Source organism: Devosia sp. P1_H9 (assembly GCF_056405135.1).
In genome coordinates, this window is the sequence record NZ_JBFUCQ010000003.1 from 193,156 (window position 1) to 211,774 (window position 18,619).

Below are 18,619 nucleotides of genomic sequence, written 5' to 3' on the forward strand. Positions count from 1 at the left end.
CTCAGCGGCCCCTCGCCAGCGACTGGCTGATGCGGTTGGCCGAGAGCACCACCAGCACGACGACGATGCCGGGCGCGGTGGTCAGCCACCAGGCCGTCGAGATGTAGTTGCGGCCCTCCGCGATCAGCAGACCCCATTCGGGCGTCGGCGGCGGCGCGCCATAGCCGAGAAAGCCGAGGGTCGAGATGGCAAGAATGGCGCTGCCGAACTGCAGCGCGGCAAAGGCCAGCACCGAGACCAGCGAGTTGGGCAGCACGTGGCGCCAGAGTACGGCAACGAAGGTGCCGCCCGAGCCGAAGGCGGCCTCGACATAATCGGAGCGGCGAATGCGCACGACTTCGGAGCGCGACAGGCGGGCAAAGCTCGCGACCGATGTGATGCCGACGGCGATCGCAGCGTTCACCGTGCCGAAGCCGAGAAGGATGATGATCGAGAGCATCAGCAGCAGGCCGGGGATCGACAGCAGCACGTCGACGAGCCGCATGATCGCCTCTTCCACGAGGCCGCCGGTCGAGCCGGCGACGACGCCGAGCGCGGTGCCAAGAACCAGCCCCACCGCCACGGCGACGAACGCGCCGGTGAGCGAGTGCACTGCACCGTAGACGATGCGGGCAAAGAGGTCGCGGCCGAGCGCATCGGTGCCCAGGATGTGCAGCGCACTCGGGGCCTTCAGTTTTTCGGCCGGCAGGCCCTGCACCGGGTTGAAGCTGGTGAAGAGCTGTGGGAACAGCGCGAAGAGCACGACGACGGCAACGACGATCCAGGCAACGACTAGGGCGGGCTGGACGTGCCTGAGGCGGGCGACGAGGCTCGAACGTTCGCGGTACCGGCTCGTAGCAACGAAGCCGTCCACGGTACCGATGCTGCTCATGCTGTTGCTCTCCTGGCCTTCCTGAGGCGCGGATCGAAGACGGGATAGAGAAGGTCGACGGCGAGATTGACGATCACGAAGGCAGCGGCCGAGAACACGACGACTGCCTGGATCACCGAGGAATCCTGGAAGCGCACTGAGCGTTCGGTGAGCCCGCCGATGCCGTTGAGGCCGAAGACGGTTTCGGTGATCACCGCGCCGGCGAGCAGCTCGCCAAAGAGGATGCCGGCGATAGTCAGTGTCGGCAGCAGGGCGTTCTTGGCCACGTGCTTCCACAGCACCCAGCTGGGCGAAGCGCCCTTGGCGCGGGCCACGGCGACGAAGGGCTGCGTCGAGGCTTCATCGATATTGCGCATCAGGATCTGCGCCAGCGGTGCCGAGATCGGGATGGCGAGAGTGATCACCGGCAGGATCAGCCCTTCGATCTCGCCGGGGTTGATCACCGAGATCCACTTCAAGCGGAACGAGAAGATCTGGATCAGCATAATGCCCAGCCAGAACACCGGAACGGAGATGAACAGCGCCGGGATCGCCTGGATGGCGCCGCGCAGCCACTTGAAGGGCGCGAGCGTCGCGAGGAACGCGAGGGTGAAGGCGAGGAGCACGGCGAGGGTGAAGCCAAGGCTCGCGAGGCGGGCGGTGGCCGGGAGGTTAGCCAGCAGCTCCTGCGCCACCGGGATCGAGCCGACCACCGAGTAGCCGAACTGGCCGGTGAGGAAATTGCCGAGCGTCTGCAGGTACTGCGCCCAGAGCGGGCTATCGACGCCGTACGCCTCGCGCAGAGCGGCGATCTGCTCGGGACCGAGGCCAAGGTCGGGGCTCTGGAACTTGATCAGGATGGCGTCGCCGGGCAGCGCCTGCAGCAGCAGGAAGGCGGCGGTAAAGGCGACCCAGAGGACGAAGAGGGCCTGTCCGATCCGGCTCAGGATGTAGCGCGACATTGGCGGCGCTCCGAAAACAAGGGGGTGGCCCCGGGCGTTGCAGCCCGGGACTTGGGGGGAGATCAGTGGGCAGCGAGCCACACGTTGTAGAAGCTCGGCCGGCCGACGGCCTCGAAGGCCAGCCCGTTCACGTAGGGGGCCGTGGCGAAGGCCTGCGGCTCCTCGAAGAACGGGATGATGTAGGCCTGGTCGAGCACGTAGCCCTGGATTTCGCCGGCGATGGCGAGGCGCTTGGCACGGTCGGTCTCGGAGGCGAGGCCCTCGAGCAGGCCGTTCAACTTGTCGTCGACGAAGCTCTGGACCTTGTCGCTCGAGCCACCCTTCTGCAGCAGCCAGTCACGGTTCTTGGGATAGAAACCGGACTTGATCACGTCAGGGTCGGCGCGGCCGACCATCGCCACGGTGACCGGCGTCTTCAGCGGATCGAGCTGGTCGAGCGTACGGCTGCCGGCGTCACCGGCCAGCACATTGAGCTTCACGCCGATCTGCGCCCACTGCTGGGCCACCAGCTGCAGCACGCGCTCGTTCTGCGGCTGCGGCAGCGACACGTAGATGGTCAGCTCGAACTTCTTGCCGTCCTTCTCGAGAATGCCATCAGCGCCCGGCGTCCAGCCCGCTTCGGCGAACAGCGCCTTGGCCTTCTCCTGGTCGAAGACGAGCTTACTGGACTCATCGACATAGCCGGCGGCGTGCTGCGAGATCACCGAGGTGGCCAGCGGATAGTTGGCCGAAAACAGCGTATCGACGATCTCCTGGCGGTTGGTGGCCAGCGTCAGCGCCTGCCGCACCTTCAGGTCGGCGACCAGCGGGTTGTCCGGACGGAAGGCAATCGAGTTGTTCACGCCGCGGGTGTTGGGCGCAAAGATCTCGAAGCCGGCGTCGTTCACCTGCGGCTCGTCATAGGCCTGGATCTGGCGGATGACGTCGGCCTGGCCGGCAAGCAGGGCGCCGATGCGGACGCTGTCCTCGGGGGTGATGATGTACTTGATGGCATCGAGATAGGCGCGGCCCTGGTGCTCGAACTTTGCCGGGCCCCAGTTGTAGTCGGCGCGTGCCCTAAGGTTCAGCTCCTTGCCCAGGGTCTCGCTCTCGACCACGAACGGGCCGGAGCCGACGATCTTGGCGGCGTCGCCAAGCGCATCATACGGCTGAGCCAGCGTCGCGACCGAGACGATGCCCGAGCCGATCACCGCGGTGCCCTGGAGGAAGCCCGGCGAGGGCTTCTTGAAATGGAACTTGATCGTCAGGTCGTCGACCACCTCGGAGTGGTCGTAGTTGTTGATGACCTCGGAGACCGGATATTTCAGCTCTTTGTTGCCCAGCCCGAAGATGTCGAAATTGGCGGCCACCGCCTTGGCGTCGAGCGGGGTGCCATCGGAGAAGGTGATGCCGGGGCGGAGCTTGAACGTGTACTCGGTGGCAGTGTCGTTCACCTGCCAGCTTTCGGCCAGCCACGGCTCGATCTCGAGCGTCTGCGGGTTCTGGTAGGTCAGCTTGTCGGTGATCTGGTTGAGCACGCCACCGTTCGGATAGAAGCCGCCAGCGGGGGGATAGAGGTTCGTGTGGGCCTGCTGCTCCAGGTAGATCAACGTGCCGCCGGTGACTGGCGCCGCCTCCTGTGCGAGGGCCGGAAAAGCCACCATGCCGGCCAGCAGCGTCCCCATGACGCCTTTCAGAGCCGAGCGGCGGGTGAGGTTGAGAACGGTGCGTGACAATGTTGCCTCCTTGTGAGCGTGCTCACCCGGCGGACCGGATGACACGCAGAAGGGTAGCGCCAATTCCTAGTTTCGCAATAAACTCTATCGAAAAAGTAGTCTATGTCAGGTGCCGGGCCCGGAAGAAGTATCCCTCGATCCCAGCCCGGGGAGCACGCGTACGCAAACCGGCGCTGCGGGGCGTCCGCTCTGGGTGCGCCTCCGGTGACTGCTTGTGGCCCGAAGCGGACATCGAGCGACGCCAGTCGGGGGCCGCTCCCCGTCGCGTCAGCGCGGTGGGATCTTATTAACAAATGATTGAGACACTGGCCTCTGCGCTGTGGCTACTGGAGATCAGGCTGTGAAGCTCGACCTTTCCGCAACGGGTTGGACCAAGGTCATCCTTGGCACCTCGGCCGGCACGATCCTGTGCATCGCAGCTGCGCTCATCGTGGATGCACCCAACTTTCCGACGCTGTCCCACGATGCTCTCACACGGTCGGTTCTTGTCGACTTGCTGCTGCCAGCGTTCCTCGCGGGGCCATTGCTGTTCTTGCTGCTCTCCAAGATGCGGCAGCTCGCAATTGCACATAAGAACCTGACCGTCATTGCCTCTACCGATAGCCTCACCCGGGTGCTGAACCGCGGCGCCTTCACGATGATGGTGGACGCCTACCTGACGGAAGCCAAGAAAGAGGCGAGCCTAAGGTCCGGCTCGCTGCTAGTGGTCGACGCCGACCACTTTAAGCGCATCAACGACACGCTGGGACACCAGCAGGGCGATGCGGCTTTGCAGATCATAGCCGACACCATACAGGGCGCGGTGCGCTCAACAGACCTGGTCGGTCGGATCGGTGGCGAAGAGTTCGGGATCTTTCTTCCAGGCGCAAATCCGCAGCAGGCGGCGGCAGTGGCGGAGAAGATACGGGCCTCAATTGAGCAGATCGATTTCCCAGTCGGCGGCGCGAGCAGAAGCCTCTCGGTCAGCGTTGGAGGCGCAATTTTCGTTCACGAGACAAGTTTCGACGAGTTGTTCTTGGCTGCGGACAAATGCCTCTACGCGGCGAAAACCAGTGGTCGAAACCGGATCGATATTCGACAGGTCGCCTGAGCGCCGGTGGGTTCACTGCTAATGTCCGCCTCTGGCCCTAAGCGGACCCAAGGGAATAGGTGCACGTCTCCCCGGGTCGCGCGTTAGTGGTCGACGTAAAAGGTCCGGCTAGCGTCAGCGATCGGGCAGGCCGAGCAGGACCATCGTGCGCCAGATCTCGGTACTTGCGGCGATAAAGGCCGGGCTCGCATTGTCCATCGGAATCCGGACGTTGGCAGCAGTCGAGCCGGGCCTGAGGCGCAGGCCCTCCGCCATGCTGGCCTTCGCCTCCTCCAGCCGACCGAGACGCTGATAGGCCACGGCCAGTGTCATCTGTGTCCGCCCGGAACCGGGAGTGACGGCGATCGAGCGCTCCAGCCACGGCACCGCCTCAGCGTTGCGTCCGAGCAGCAGGTTTGCCCAGCCGACCCCGAGCAGCCAGGTCCAGCGCGAGACCGAGGGCGTGTCGTAGCGGTCGGCGGTTTCGAACGTCGCCAGCGCGTCCTCGAACCGTCCGAGATACAACTGGCCAAGCCCGATGAGGTAGAGGGCCGAGCCGTCCCAGGGATCGAAGCGCGCAACCTGTCCGCAGGCGACGAGGCTCTCGATGAAGGCGTTGGTCGCGCTCAGGAGCCGGCACTGCGCCTCGAGTACGGCGATCGAGCGGGGCCGGGCGATCATCGCCTGCTGCAGCAGCGCCCGCGCGCTGCTCTCTGCCGCGGCGCGCTCGGCCGGGCCGTACCAGGCCATCTGAATGCCGCGCAGCTGCAGCCCGGCGAGCGCGACCTGCAGGTCCGTGCTGCGGGGTTCTGTCGCGAGGGCCTTCTCGAGCATCGCCTCGGCCGCCGCGAAGCGCTCGGGTGTGGTCTGGGTGATCGAGGCCGCAGCCTGCTCGATGGCAACCTTTCCACTGGTCGTGGCCGGGGCCCCGTCGCCGCGCGAATCGTCCTCGAGCAGCGCGTTGAGGCGCCGGGCGAAGATATCGCCGACGCCGGCGACGAGCCGGGATTGCTGAAGCAGCGGGCTAAGCGCGGAGCTATCGACCGACACGGTGGCGACGGACCGGACCTCGCCCGTGGCCCGCTCGATCAGCCGGGCCTTGAGGGTCCATAGCTGCTGCTGCTTGCTGAGCTCGCCGTCGATGGCGAAGGTCGACTCCCCTCCCGAGGCAGCCGACTCTGGGTCGATGACGCGGAGGTTGTCGATCCGCCCCAGCCCGTCGACCAACTGGCTGCTCACTGCGGCCGCCATGGTGCTGCCGCGTGTATCCCCGCTCACATCGAGCATTGCGGTCACGGCGATGCTGGCCGGGCCCGGCGGGGACAGCAATGCGAGCACCGCGACGGTCAATCCGATGACGGCCGCGAGCCCGGCGACGATCCCGATCATCCAACGCCGCCGCAATCCGAAGCCGAGTTGCGCTCCGCCGACCCGCTTTTCGCCGTTGGGCTCAGCCGATGCCGCAAATGCCTCAGGCGCGCCGACCGGGTCGCTCGAAACCTTGGCTTCGAACAGGTAGCCGCGCCCCGCGACGCCCCTGATCAATTGCCGCTCGTCGTCGCTCAATGCGGCCCTGAGCTGACGGATGCACTGGAACAGGCTGTCGTCGCTCACGTGGACATTGGGCCAGACGGCTTCCATCAGCTCCTGCTTGCTGACCACTCGTCCCGCATTGGCGGCCAGCAACCGCAGCAGGTCGAAGGCCTTCGGCCTGAGCTTTATCGGCGCGCCGCCGGGCCCGCGAAGCTCGGCACGCGGCTCATCGAGCTCGAATCCAGCAAAGCGGAACACGCGCATCCCCAAGATCCCCCGATCGGTCCCACGCGACAGCATCTACCGAGTTTCAATCCTATAGGGCGAAGCGAAAAGCAGATTTCAGAAAAAAATCAGGCGGCGGTCGCCGCCGCTTCAGGACGGCAGGCGCACCCGGGTGTGAGGAGGATATAGCCCGAAGTTCGGGCACGGGGGCATGAACGTTGTTGAACCATCTGTCACACGGGCCGGAAACGGCGAGCGCGCCGCGCCGCGCATCGGTCGCCCCGCGTCTACGGGCGCTGCTGCTGATCACGACGGCGTTGAGCGCCGCGACCACGGCACCGGCCTGGGCCGCTGAATGGATCAATCCTGGCGCAGGCGACTGGTTCGACCCGGCGAACTGGGACGGCCACCTCGTTCCTGGACCCTTCACGCTGTTCGCGATCGACAATGGCGGCACCGCGCAGGTGACGAATGGCGGCCATGCCACACCCGACCCTGGCATCCTCGGCACGTCTTCCGGTGACAGTGGCGCCATCGAGGTCACCGGTCCTGGCTCGACCTGGGACAGCGGTCTCACGGTAGGATACGGTGGCCGCGGTACGCTCACTGTCAGCAACGGCGGCACCGCCGTGGATAGCCGCAGCGGCTACTCCATTGGCACCCTATCCGGCGGTACCGGCCTGGTGATCGTCACCGGGGCCGGGTCGAGCCTGTCGACGACCGGTGGGCTCTCGGTAGGATTTCTCGGCGCCGGGACGCTGGACATCAGCAACGGCGGCAGCGTGAGTGCGGGCTACGCTGTCATCGGCGAGAACGCCGGGGGTGTTGGCTTCGTCACCGTGGATGGCGCGGGGTCGAGCCTGTCGACCGCCGGCTTGTTTGGCCATCTTATCGTGGGAAACGGTGGCACCGGCACACTGACAGTCAGCAACGGCGGCACGGTCACTACGGGGGGTACCGCGTTCATCGGCGAGAACGCCGGAGGTGTCGGCATCGCCACGGTGGACGGCGCGGGCTCGAGCTGGACGGCCGGTGAACTCAGGGTCGGCGACAGCGGCGACGGCACGCTCACCATCAGCAACGGTGGCGCGGTGACCAGCGACGACAGCGCCATCGGCTACTATTTGAGGAGCACCGGCGTCGTCACCGTGAGCGGCGCGGGCTCGACCTGGACGAATGGCAACGACCTTGCCGTGGGCCTAGAAGGCCACGGCACGCTCACGATCGCGGACGGTGGCGCTGTGCACACGACCGTGGATGGGTATATCGGCGGCGAGCCAGGCAGTACTGGTGTTGTCACCGCGGACGGGGCGGGGTCGAGCTGGACCGTCGGCCGTAACCTTTTGGTAGGATCGTATGGCAGCGGCGCGCTGACGATCACCAATGGTGGCCACGTCACGAGCCTCGAGGCCCGCATCGGTGACGTTGACAGCGGTGGAACCGGTACAGTCGTCGTGGACGGCGTCGGCTCGACCTGGACGAATTACGACCACATGCATCTCGGTACCCTCGCGACTGGCACGCTCACCATTAGCAACGGCGCGACGGTCAACAATGACGACGACCTCGATATCGGTGCCTACGGCAGGCTGAACATTGGCGCCGCGTTGGGCCAGACGGCGGTGGCGGCGGGCACGCTCGACGCCGACAAGATCAACTTCCAAAGCGGCAGCGCGCTGGTCTTCAACCACACCGACGCCGAGTATGACTTCTCGCTCCCGATGAGCGGCCGGGGCACGATCCTGCAGATGGGACCCGGCACGACGGTGCTGACCGGCGATGCCAGTGGCTTTAGCGGCCTTACTTACGTTGCCGCCGGCACTCTGCTCGTCGACGGCACGCTAGCCGGCACCACCTATGTCGCCGGCACATTGGGCGGCACCGGCACCGTCGGCGAAACGCACTTGGGTGGCATCATCGCGCCCGGACATGATTCGGCCGGCACGCTGACGGTCGACGGTGGCCTGTTTGTCGATGCGCCTTCGACTTACGTGGCCGACATCGGCGACGGCGTCAACGATCTCATTCACGTCACCGGAGACGCATACCTCGGCAATGCTCACCTCACCGTGGTGCGGCACGGGAGCGCGCTTGGCACCTACACCATCCTCGAGACGGATGGCGCGCTCTACGACAGCTTCGACACCAGCGGCCTTGACTACGCGTTCATCACGCCGACGCTTGACTACACCAACTCCCGCGTCAATCTCGAGCTCGCACGCAATGCCGTGGCGTTTGCCGACGTCGCCGCCACGCCGAACGAGGCAAATGTCGCCAGCGCGGTGGAGGCGCTGGGGGCCGGCAACACCATCTACGACGCGATCCTCGGGCTCAACCAGACGGAGGCCCAGGCCGCCTATGAGGCGCTCTCCGGCGAGGGGCACGCGACCATCAGGGGCATGTTGGTGGAAAACTCGAACCTCGTGCGCGACGCGCTGCTCGGCCGGCTGCAGACACTTCGCTCCGCGCCCGAAATGACCGGGGCGGCGAGCGGCTATGCCAGCGAGCCCATGCTTTCGGGTGAGAGGGCCTATGCGGGGAAACTCTGGGGACAGCTGTATGGCGGCCTGGGCGACCGCGCCGGCGACGGCAACGCGGCGGCGTCCTCGTTCGGTGGCGGGGGGCTGGTGCTGGGCACCGAGACCGAGATCGGCGACTGGCAGCTCGGCTTCTCGGCGCAGGCGGGCAGTTCGGACTTCTCGATCCCGGATCGCGCCACGACGGGCTCGAGCACCGATGTGGGCCTCGGCGTCTATGGTGGCACGCAATGGGGCGATACCGGGTTCGGCTTGGGCGCCTCGTTCACGCGGCACGCGGTCGCCACCACGCGGCAGGTGCAGTTCCCGGGCTTCGCCGAAACCCTCACCGCCAGCTATGGCGCGACGACTGGGCAAGTGTTCGCCGAGATCGACCGCGAGTTCGACCTGGGTGATGTGAGCCTCACGCCGTTCGCCCAACTGGCCTATAGCGGCACGGCGACGGACGCCTTCACCGAACAGGGCGGCGCGTCGGCTCTGTCGAGCAGTGCAAACTTCATCAGCTCCACCTTCGCGACGCTCGGGCTGCGCGCCGAGCACCAGTTCCTCGTGGGAGAGGACGGACTGGCAGGCGTGAGCGGTGGTCTCGCCTGGCGGCATGGCTTTGCCAGCTCCCCGGTGGCCAGCAACGCCTTTGCCGGCGGCGGAGCTTTTGCCGTCTCCGGGGCGCCCGCCGGGTCGGATGCGCTGGTGCTCGAGACGGGGTTCAACCTCGACCTCGCCAATGGCCTCGATGTATCGCTGGACTATGCGGGCCAGATCTCAACGCAGGGGCAGTCGCACGGCATCAGCGCTCGTCTCGGCGGCCAGTTCTGATATCGACGACACGCGACCGCGTCCCCTTGCGGTCGCCGTTGCGGCGATACCCGACGTCCGCTTCTGGCACGAAGCGGACGTTCAGGCGGCTACTTCGCGTCGAGAACCATCTGACAGGCCTTTGGCAAGTCGGCCAGCGTGAGCGGTGGGGACGGTGTGGTGGGCTTGTAGGGCTCTTCGGTGAACCAGTAGTCGAGCTCCTCGCCGCAGCCATCGCCTGAGGGTACCGGGTCCTGATTGAGACAGTTCGTGGCGCCTGCCGGGCAGGCGAGGCGGACGTGGAAATGGTCGTCATGACCGTACCAGGGACGCACCTTGTTGAGGAAGCTCGGGTCGCGCCACTTGGTCGCGCACAGCGACTTCTTGATGCCGGGGGCGACGAAGATGCGCGCGACGCCCGGCAACTGCGCAGCGCGATAGATAAGCAGCCGCTCCGCTTCGCCGAACAGCTTGGGGTCGACGTTGCGCGTGCCCTTCCGCAGCACCGATACGGCGGAGAGGTCCTCGCGCTCCGCGGCGCTGAGCGTGTGATCGGGCATCGGTTGCAGCCAGATATCGACATCGAGGCCGATCTGGTGCGAGGCGTGTCCGCTTTTCATCGGCCCTCCCCGCGCCTGCCCCATATCGCCCACCAGGATACCCGGCCAGCCATCCTGCGCGGAGGATCGGGCGAGCGCCGCGATGTAGTCGACGAGGTCCGGCGTCCCCCATCGGCGATCGCGCGACAGCCGCATCGCCTGCCAGCCCGGGCCATCCGTGGGCAGTTGCACCGCCCCTGCGATGCAGCCCTTGGCATAGCCGCCGACCGGGATGGAGGGACCTGTGGTAGGGCCGGTTACGGCGCCGAAGAGGTCACGGGCAGGCTGCTGGGCGAGTGCTGGTGAGCCCAGCAGGAGGATGCCGAGTAGGCAGCAAAGGAGGCGGAGCATGATCGGGCCATCGCCGTTGTGAATCACCGTGATCATAGCAGCGTATGTGGCCCGCGGCTGCCAGCGCACACCGTCTCAGCTATTGCCACCCCAGTAGCGCCGCCGGTGATGGCGGCCCGGCAAAAGGTGTGGCCGATCAACCCGGCAGATGCGATACGCTGGAAAGTGGGCTTGGGTCGGTGCCGAGGCCCATACTCCGTCAGGAAACCACCATGTCCACGATCGACGAAACGAGGCTCGCCGCCAGCAGACACCAGGTCCTGAGGGAGGCGATCGACCCGCGCCTGCCCGGCCTCTACCGCGGCAAGGTGCGCGACAATTACGACCTGCCGGACGGGCGGCGCATCCTCGTCACCTCCGACCGCCTGTCGGCGTTCGACCGGGTGCTGTGCTGCGTTCCGTTCAAGGGCCAGGTGCTGAATGGCATAGCCCGCTGGGCCTTCGAAGAGACCGCCGACATCTGCCCCAACCACGTGCTGGACACCCCCGACCCGAACATCGTCGTCGGCCGGCGCCTCGAGATCCTGCCGGTGGAGGTTGTCGTGCGCGGGTACCTGGCGGGCACCACCAGCACCTCGATCCTGACCATGTATCGGGCTGGCCGCCGGCAGATGTACGGGCAGTCGCTGCCCGACGGCCTCGTCGCCAACCAGGCGCTCGCGATGCCGATCATCACACCCACCAGCAAGGCCGCCGACGGTGCTCATGACGAGCCGCTGACCGAACGCGAGATCCTGGCGCGCGGTCTGCTTAGCGAAGCCCAGTGGCGGCAGGTGAGCGAAGCCGCCCTCGCGCTGTTCGCCCGGGGCCAGGCGCTGGCCGCCGAACGCGGCCTGATCCTCGCCGACACCAAGTATGAGTTCGGGCTCGATGCCGAGGGAACCCTCCGCCTCGCCGACGAGATCCACACCCCCGATTCCAGCCGCTACTGGCGAGCCGACACCTATCCCCAGCGCCTCGCCGCCGGGGAGCGCCCGGACAGCTTCGACAAGGACGTGATCCGCGAGTGGGTCGCCGCGCGATGTGATCCGTACAAGGATGATGTCCCGGAAATCCCCCCGGAGCTGATCTGGAAGACCGCACTGACCTACGTCGAGGCCTACGAGCGGATCACCGGGCGCACATTCGAGCCGCCTCCGCCGACTCCGTCGGTGCACGAACGCGTGCTGACGGCCCTGGGGCTTTTCACGGGCGTTGAGAGCCATCCTGAATAGGTGGCGAGTAGCGGACGTGCGTGTGGGAAGCCGGAATGCACAAAGGGCGAAGGAGCCGATCCCTTCTGGCGCAAAGCAGACGACCGCTGCGGCCTTGCCTTCACGGTTGGCCAAGCCGCCGACGTATATGCCCCACTATCGCGCGCGATTCCTCAGTGCTCACCAGGATCGTTCCCGACTTGCGGGTCGAAGCGAAGTCGAGGCCGGCGAAATAGATCCCGCTTGCGGCGCCGATGCCGTCGACGTGCGCCGGCTGCTGGTCCGCGCCGACAGCGCCGGGAATTTTGAGCCAGCTGAAATCGCCGTCAAAGCCGGTGCACCAGACAATAGTGCTGATGCCCCTCGCCTCGAGATCGAGCGAGGTGATCGGCGGGGACGGAATCTTCGGTGGCACGACGTCGGCCGGATCGTCGCTCGCGGGTGGCGCCGCGATGCCGTGTCGCGCGATATGGTCATCGATCCGTTGGCGCAACGCCGCCGAATTCTCGTCGGCAAACCGGATATTCTCGGCGACGTCGCCCGCGAAGGTCACCGCTCCACTGTCCATGCTCACCAGCCTGCCGAGCAGTACCACGCCCTGGGCGCTGAGCGACTGCAGGCTGATGGTTTCGAGTGCACCCTGCAGCGGCCGGGCGGGGATTGCGCCGGACGGCAGGACGATGTCTTCCCGCCGCGTGTCCAGCAGGCCGAACTCCACCAGCCACAGGGTAACGTCCCGACCCCGATGGCGCCGCGGGATCCGGCCGATCCTGCTGGTCGCGAGGAAGACCTGGCGGCCGGCGTCCGCAAGGTCCTTGGCGATCTGACCGCCAGACTGGCCGCTGCCCACCACCAGCACGGCCCCGGTCCCGAGAGCCGCAGTTGAGCGGTACTCGGAAGCATCTATCTGGCGGATGAATGAGGGGATCTGCTGCGACACCGCGGGCCTCCTTGGTCGGTTGAGGCTGCCGCTGGCGACGACCACGTTTCGGGCCGTCAGCGTCCGGCTCGGCGTCCGCACGAGGTAGCCGTCGGCGCCGTCGGGCGCCACTTCGGTCACCGGCTCCCCGACATGTACGGGCAGGCTGTTCCGTGACACGTAGCCCTCCAGCATGCTGACAAACTCGTCGCGGGTCATCGCTCCTTCTGGATCGGTGCCGTCATAGCGGTCACCGGGCATTACGGTCAGTACTCGGGGAATGTTGAAGTGAAAGGAGTCCCAGCGCTGCGACCGCCAGGTTTCGGCTATTCGACCGCGCTCCAGAACGACATGAGGGATACGGGAGAGCCTAAGGCCATGACTGATGCCGAGCCCCGCCCAGCCGGCCCCAATGACCACCACGTCGAGGACATCGCTCATTGGCACCCCCCAAGCCCCGAGCTGCAACTCTAGCAGCCCCGGCGCCCTGGGGCGAGACGCAGTGCCCTGTTCGACCGATAGCTGCTCAGACAACCGCTCGACCACCACACGGTCCGGCGCCAACCCCTCCACACCCGAGGCGAACACCCCGCCGGAATAGTCGACGAGCCAAGGTCGGCGCGCCGGGAGCAAAGCCGTGCCCTGTGCGGAGTTGGATGCAGTCGCATCTGCCCCGGCGACGCCGACGCATGGTACTGATCGCTTCCTTTAGATCACCTGGCCTCCTATTTCGCCAAACGCACCAGCTACGGGTAGATACCGAATGCAGAACGCCGTCTTGTCCCCGGACGAACTGGGTCCGACCGCCTGCGTCGGTGAGATCCTGGTCGAGATCGTTGCGACGACCGTCGGCGAGGGGTTCCTGGCAGCACAGCCACTGGTAGGTCCCTATCCAAGCGGAGCACCGGCGATCTTCATTGATCAGTGCGGGCGCCTCGGGGGCCGCGCCGCCATGATTGGCGCTGTCGGCGACGACGACTTCGGTCGAGTTAACCTGGATCGGCTGCGGATGGACGGAGTTGATGTGTCCGCGGTAGCCATCGATCACGAGTACCCGACGGGCAGTGCGTTTGTTCGCTACCGTGCGAGCGGCGAGCGGGATTTTGTCTACAACATCGCCAACTCGGCTGCGTCCAGGTTCGGCTGGGATGACGCGGTCGATGCCCTTGTCCGCCGCGCTGGCCACATTCACGTCATGGGCACAGCCCTCTCGATGCCGAGCGCCTGCAGCGTCATTGACCGAGCTGTCGAGATCATCAAGGCGAGGGGTGGAACGCTCTCGGTCGACCCCAATCTTCGCAAGGAACTGCGGCCAGACGCGCGGATTGAACGCCAGTTCGCCGAACTCGTGGCAAAAGCGGACCTCCTCCTGCCGAGCGGTGACGAACTCGAGCGCGCGGCCGGTGTCGTTGGCGAAGCGGCGGCACTGCAGCGACTGTTCGACCTCGGTGTTGGAGAGGTTGTGCTGAAGCGTGGGGTGGACGGCGCCACCTGCTTCAGCCGGGACGGATCCCGCCTAGACGCTGCGGCATTCATGGTGACCGAGGTCGACGCCACCGGTGCTGGCGACTGCTTCGGCGGTGCCTATGTGGCCTGCCGCCGCCTGGGTATGGGGCCTGAGAAAGCCCTGACCTATGCCTGCGCGGCCGGGGCTCGCAATGTGACCGTTCGGGGGCCGATGGAAGGCGCTGGGACGCGGGCCGAACTCGACGCGTTTATCGCTGCCACCCCAAGGGGATCGTGACGCCGACTGAGCTTACCAGCGTCAAGTCATGCGGGTCGCTCCACGGCTCCCTCAGATAACCCGCTCAACCACCACATCGTCCAGCGACAACCCGTCCACCCCCGAAGCGAACACCCCAGGCAAACCGCCGGGGTAGTCGACGAGGCCGATCACCACGCCGTCCGCGCCCTTGGTCCAGGCATTGGCGCGGCCCGAGGCGGTGGCTGATGGGGCGAGGTCGGCCGGGGTGGGCCTCAGGTCGTAGCGGCGGGCGGTGCCGAGCGTGCCGAGGCGTTGGGCAATGGCGATGCGGCTGAGCCGCACGCCGTTGATCCCGCCGGCAACCGTCGAGACGAGGTTGATCGCCCCTTCCATCGTGCCCGAAATGTCCTCGGCGACGAGACCGGAAACCGCGCCCGCTGGCAGTTCCGGCCGGCGGGTGACCACGGTGACGGTCAGCGCCTCCCCTGAGCCCCAGAAGCCGTCCGGCGTCTCGTGGCACTCGAGCGCGATGCGCGAGAAGCGCACGTCGCTGATCCAGCCGCCGTCGCGCGAGAAGATCCCTAGCGCCCGGTTGGAATCGACCACCGTGCAGTCCTCGAACACGATGCCGGTGACATCGCCGAAACTCTCGGTGCCGATCTTGAGGGCGCAGCTCTGGCTCGAGACCCGGCAATTGCGCACAGTGACGTTGCTGCAGGTGCCGATGCCTGCCGCGCGGCGGGTGGTCTTCAGGCACACGCCGTCATCGGCGGTGGAAATCTCTACCCCCTCGACCAGCACGTCATGGCAGCTGTCGATGACCAGCCCGTCGGTGTTGGGCAGGCGCCGATCGTTCTCGACCCGCACGCGCGTCACCCGCACATCGCGGCAGGCGACGAGGTGCATCGTCCACATCGGCGAATCCGTGATCGTGACGCCGGAGATCTCGACGTCGCTGCAGTCCTCCAGCACCAGCACGCGCGGCCGGAGTTTGGCCGGGATCCAGGTGCCCACCTCCGGGTCGTCACCCGCGATATAGGCCCGCCCGGGCGCCGCGATTTCGCCCTCGCCGGTGATCGCGATGCCGGTGGCGCCCTGGGCGACGATCAGCCCGCGATCCGAACCCTCGGCGATGACGCTCACCACGTTGCCTGCCATCGCGTCGTAGTCCGGCGCCAACCGCAATACCGATCCTGCTTCGAGGTGCAGGCCGATCCGGTCACGCAGCCGCAGCGCCCCGCACGAATGCTCCCCCGCCTCGAGCACCACCCTGCCCCCGCCCTCCGCGGCGAGTGCGTCGATGGCGGACTGGATGAGCACGGTCTGGTCGGAGGTGGAGGCGGGGATGAGGGTCATACGACTGTCCAGAGATAAGTATGTATTTTCAGCTACTTATAAGATTTCCTCACCCACTGGCCTGCCTTCTCCCCTTGTGGGAGAAGGTGCCCGAAGGGCGGATGAGGGGTGTCTCTCCGCGAACTCTGTCGCTCGTCGCGTCGCTCCGATCGCGCAACGCAAGCGTTGCGGGACCCCTCATCCGGCGCTTCGCGCCATCTTCTCCCACAAGGGGAGAAGGCAAGCCGCGGCATCGCGCCCTCACTCCAGCGGCTTAAGCACCAGCCCAGTCGCCCCATCGAACACATGCACGAACTCGGCCGGCGCCTTGAGCGGTACCCGCTGTCCCGGCTCGAACGCCTTGTGCTCGGGCACGTGGAAGATCGTCTCCGTCTCGGTGCCTTCGAGCTTGCCGTACACATAGGTCTCGGTGCCGATGCTCTCGGCGTAGTCGACGACGAAGGTCACATGCGCGCCCTCGCCCACGAACCGCAGATGCTGGGGGCGAATCCCAAGCTCGATCGCCGCCCCCGGCGCCAGCGTGCCGGCATCGACCGGCAGTTCCACCGCCCCGAAACCGGGTACCGTCACCACGGCGCCGCGTTCGTTCCGGCTGGTCAGCACGCCCGGATAGACGTTCATCCGCGGCGAGCCGATAAAGGTGGCGACGAACTTGTTTGCCGGCCGGCGGAACAGCTCGACCGGGTTGCCGAACTGTTCGAGTTTGCCGCCATTCAGCACCGCGATGCGGTCCGCCATGGTCATCGCTTCGATCTGGTCGTGCGTCACGTAGATCATGGTGGCGCCCAGCCGCTTGTGCAGGCGGCTGATCTCGGCGCGGGTCTGAACGCGCAGCGCTGCGTCGAGATTGCTCAGCGGCTCATCGAACAGGAACACGTCGGGGTCGCGCACAATGGCGCGGCCGATGGCGACGCGCTGTCGCTGGCCGCCCGACAGCTCCTTCGGCCGCCGATCGAGGTAAGGCTCCATCGCGAGAATGCGCGCCGCCTCGAGCACCTTGGCGTCGATCTCGGCCTTGGGCAGCCTTTCGTTCTCGAGCCCGAAGCTCAGGTTCTTGGCCACCGTCATGTGCGGGTACAGCGCATAGGACTGGAACACCATGGCGATGCCACGCTCGGCCGGCGACAGCGCGGCGACATCGCGCCCGCCGATGACAATCTGCCCGCCAGTGGTCTTTTCGAGACCCGAAATCATCCGCAGCAGCGTCGATTTCCCGCAACCCGACGGCCCCACGAAAACGACAAACTCGCCGTCCGCCACATCGAGGTCGACGCCCTTGATGACCTTGGCGTCGCCGAAATCCTTGGTCACGCCCACCAGTTGCAGTGATGCCATCTACCCGCTCCGTCTCTCCCGTGAAGCTTCACGGCTGCTGGGAACCCATACTGCGGACGATTGCTTCATTCGTCAATATGACGAACAAACTCCGTCGATCGTGTGCCGCGCATCGACCACATTGGCAGAAGTTCATGGCCTAGCGCTGTACTTTGGCGCTGTTCCGACCGGTCGAAGGCACGGATTTCCAGTCAGCGGCGGCCGGCGGGGACGTCGCGCTTGTTGGGGAGCTCGCGGGGGCTGAAGAGGGAGTTGTGGAGTTCGCCGAGCGCGATTGCGGCAGCGCCGACTACCGTGGCGCGGGGACCGAGGCGGCCGCATTCGATGGGGACCGGGTGGCGCGTGCAGGTGGGGAGGATCTTGCGGATCAGCTCGACCAGCTCGTGCCGGCCGCCGATATTGCCGCCCATGACGATCTTGGCCGGGTCGATCACAGCCGTCACCGTGGCGACCAGTAATGCCGCGAGGCGGGCCGACTCCTCGACGGTGACGATCGCGGCGCGCTGGCCCTCGTTGTAGCGGTCGAAGATGTCGCGAACCGGGGTGCCGGCCGGGCCGCCGGCGAGGTGGTAGCGCCCGGAAATACCGGCGGCGCCGAGCGCATTCTCGAGCGCCCCGCGCTCGACGCTGAGCGGCGCGAAGGGGTCGGAGCCGAGCGGCAGGTAGCCTACTTCGCCCGCCGCCTGGGCGGCGCCGCGCAGCAGCTTGCCGTCCACCAGGATGCCCAGGCCGACGCCGGTGCCGATCGAGATGAAGCCGAAATAGCCCTCGCTCGGCTGGTGCGTTTCCCAGTACTCGCCGATCGCGCCGGCATTCACGTCGTTCTCGAATGTAACTTTACAATCAAGCACTTGTCGGATCGAAGAGGCGACGTCGATGGTGCCCATGTCATCGAGATTGGGCGCGAGACTCAGCCGCCCCGAGGCCGGATCCATGACGCCGGGAATGGCGACCGTGGCGTGCAGCAGCTTGCTCGCCGGCAGCCCGGCCTGCGCAAGAATCGAGGTCTTGAGCGCGCCGATCTGTTCGATTAGCCGCATGCCGCCGGCCGGGTCGGCCGGGGTTTCGCTGTCGAGGACGATGGCGCCCGCGATGTTGGCGACCGTGGCGCGGATGGTGCTCGAGCCGAGGTCTATGCCGAGGACACACCCGGCCGCCGCATCGACCTCGTAGCGCACCGCCGAGCGGCCGACGCCGCCCGAGATCATGCCGCTCTCGCGGACCCAGCCACGCTCGGTGAGCACGCGGATCACTTCCGACATGGTCTGCTTGGAGAGGCCCGTGGTGCGTGACAGTCCGGCCCGCGAGGCGGAGCCCTCGCGCAACAGCACGTCCATCACCGCCTGTACCGATAACTGCCGAAGCACCCGGGTTGGCGCGACCAGATCGTCCACCGGAAAGCCCGTCCAAATTTGTTAAGTCACCGACCTAACTGCGGATATTCGCCCAACCTGTCAAGTCAGCACCGCACCACT

The 18,619-nt window shown here is 66.5% G+C and carries 13 protein-coding genes; 4 read left to right on the forward strand and 9 right to left on the reverse strand.

Features of this window, described 5'->3' with window-relative positions:
- Position 1 precedes the first annotated feature (1 nt).
- The 3 genes from AC1DYL_RS07100 to AC1DYL_RS07110 form a co-directional block, all read right to left on the reverse strand.
- On the reverse strand, positions 2-871 hold the full coding sequence (locus AC1DYL_RS07100; protein WP_477172579.1) for an ABC transporter permease: 870 nt from the start codon (positions 869-871) through the stop codon (positions 2-4).
- Positions 868-1,812, reverse strand: a complete 945-nt coding sequence (locus AC1DYL_RS07105; protein ID WP_477172580.1) for an ABC transporter permease — start codon at positions 1,810-1,812, stop codon at positions 868-870. Before AC1DYL_RS07105 ends, AC1DYL_RS07100 begins: the two co-directional genes overlap by 4 nt.
- Before the next feature lie 62 nt (positions 1,813-1,874).
- A complete protein-coding gene (locus AC1DYL_RS07110; protein WP_477172792.1) occupies positions 1,875-3,476 on the reverse strand; it encodes a TIGR04028 family ABC transporter substrate-binding protein in 1,602 nt (533 codons plus the stop codon).
- 391 nt (positions 3,477-3,867) lie between these two features.
- On the opposite strand from AC1DYL_RS07110, the gene AC1DYL_RS07115 reads away from it, so the two are divergent.
- On the forward strand, positions 3,868-4,617 hold the full coding sequence (locus AC1DYL_RS07115; RefSeq protein ID WP_477172581.1) for a GGDEF domain-containing protein: 750 nt from the start codon (positions 3,868-3,870) through the stop codon (positions 4,615-4,617).
- A 114-nt stretch (positions 4,618-4,731) separates the two neighbouring features.
- Here AC1DYL_RS07115 and AC1DYL_RS07120 read toward each other — a convergent pair whose 3' ends face one another.
- Entirely contained in the window at positions 4,732-6,393 is a 1,662-nt protein-coding gene (locus AC1DYL_RS07120; protein WP_477172582.1) for a winged helix-turn-helix domain-containing protein, read from the reverse strand.
- 182 nt (positions 6,394-6,575) lie between these two features.
- Here AC1DYL_RS07120 and AC1DYL_RS07125 point away from each other — a divergent pair, with 182 nt between their 5' ends.
- Positions 6,576-9,707: an autotransporter domain-containing protein gene (locus tag AC1DYL_RS07125; protein WP_477172583.1), complete on the forward strand. Its 3,132-nt coding sequence runs from the start codon at positions 6,576-6,578 to the stop codon at positions 9,705-9,707.
- 89 nt (positions 9,708-9,796) lie between these two features.
- Here the strand turns inward: AC1DYL_RS07125 and mepA are convergent, their stop codons facing one another.
- Positions 9,797-10,636, reverse strand: a complete 840-nt coding sequence (gene mepA, locus AC1DYL_RS07130; RefSeq protein ID WP_477172584.1) for a penicillin-insensitive murein endopeptidase — start codon at positions 10,634-10,636, stop codon at positions 9,797-9,799.
- A gap of 212 nt (positions 10,637-10,848) precedes the next feature.
- Here mepA and AC1DYL_RS07135 point away from each other — a divergent pair, with 212 nt between their 5' ends.
- Entirely contained in the window at positions 10,849-11,850 is a 1,002-nt protein-coding gene (locus AC1DYL_RS07135) for a phosphoribosylaminoimidazolesuccinocarboxamide synthase (protein WP_477172585.1), read from the forward strand.
- A 100-nt stretch (positions 11,851-11,950) separates the two neighbouring features.
- On the opposite strand, the gene AC1DYL_RS07140 is transcribed toward AC1DYL_RS07135, so the two are convergent.
- On the reverse strand, positions 11,951-13,189 hold the full coding sequence (locus AC1DYL_RS07140; RefSeq protein ID WP_477172586.1) for a flavin-containing monooxygenase: 1,239 nt from the start codon (positions 13,187-13,189) through the stop codon (positions 11,951-11,953).
- A gap of 322 nt (positions 13,190-13,511) precedes the next feature.
- Here AC1DYL_RS07140 and AC1DYL_RS07145 point away from each other — a divergent pair, with 322 nt between their 5' ends.
- Positions 13,512-14,492 (forward strand): tagatose kinase, encoded by a 981-nt coding sequence (locus AC1DYL_RS07145; RefSeq protein ID WP_477172587.1) that lies wholly within the window; start codon positions 13,512-13,514, stop codon positions 14,490-14,492.
- Positions 14,493-14,543: 51 nt separating this feature from the next.
- Here AC1DYL_RS07145 and pglB read toward each other — a convergent pair whose 3' ends face one another.
- The 3 genes from pglB to AC1DYL_RS07160 form a co-directional block, all read right to left on the reverse strand.
- Positions 14,544-15,809, reverse strand: coding sequence for a polygalacturonase PglB (gene pglB / locus AC1DYL_RS07150; RefSeq protein WP_477172588.1), 1,266 nt, complete (start codon positions 15,807-15,809; stop codon positions 14,544-14,546).
- A 240-nt stretch (positions 15,810-16,049) separates the two neighbouring features.
- On the reverse strand, positions 16,050-17,144 hold the full coding sequence (locus tag AC1DYL_RS07155; protein WP_477172589.1) for an ABC transporter ATP-binding protein: 1,095 nt from the start codon (positions 17,142-17,144) through the stop codon (positions 16,050-16,052).
- Between the two features lie 191 nt (positions 17,145-17,335).
- Entirely contained in the window at positions 17,336-18,538 is a 1,203-nt protein-coding gene (locus AC1DYL_RS07160; protein ID WP_477172590.1) for an ROK family transcriptional regulator, read from the reverse strand.
- Between the last annotated feature and the right edge of the window lie 81 nt (positions 18,539-18,619).

Excerpts from the sequence above, each read along its gene's own strand:
- AC1DYL_RS07140 (WP_477172586.1), bottom strand. The coding sequence starts at position 13,189 with ATGAGCGATGTCCTCGACGTGGTGGTCATTGGGGCCGGCTGGGCGGGG.
- AC1DYL_RS07155 (WP_477172589.1), bottom strand. The coding sequence starts at position 17,144 with ATGGCATCACTGCAACTGGTGGGCGTGACCAAGGATTTCGGCGACGCC.
- mepA (WP_477172584.1), bottom strand. The coding sequence starts at position 10,636 with ATGCTCCGCCTCCTTTGCTGCCTACTCGGCATCCTCCTGCTGGGCTCA.
- AC1DYL_RS07145 (WP_477172587.1), top strand. The coding sequence starts at position 13,512 with ATGCAGAACGCCGTCTTGTCCCCGGACGAACTGGGTCCGACCGCCTGC.
- AC1DYL_RS07135 (WP_477172585.1), top strand. The coding sequence starts at position 10,849 with ATGTCCACGATCGACGAAACGAGGCTCGCCGCCAGCAGACACCAGGTC.
- AC1DYL_RS07110 (WP_477172792.1), bottom strand. The coding sequence starts at position 3,476 with ATGGGGACGCTGCTGGCCGGCATGGTGGCTTTTCCGGCCCTCGCACAG.
- AC1DYL_RS07100 (WP_477172579.1), bottom strand. The coding sequence starts at position 871 with ATGAGCAGCATCGGTACCGTGGACGGCTTCGTTGCTACGAGCCGGTAC.
- AC1DYL_RS07105 (WP_477172580.1), bottom strand. The coding sequence starts at position 1,812 with ATGTCGCGCTACATCCTGAGCCGGATCGGACAGGCCCTCTTCGTCCTC.
- AC1DYL_RS07120 (WP_477172582.1), bottom strand. The coding sequence starts at position 6,393 with ATGCGCGTGTTCCGCTTTGCTGGATTCGAGCTCGATGAGCCGCGTGCC.
- pglB (WP_477172588.1), bottom strand. The coding sequence starts at position 15,809 with ATGACCCTCATCCCCGCCTCCACCTCCGACCAGACCGTGCTCATCCAG.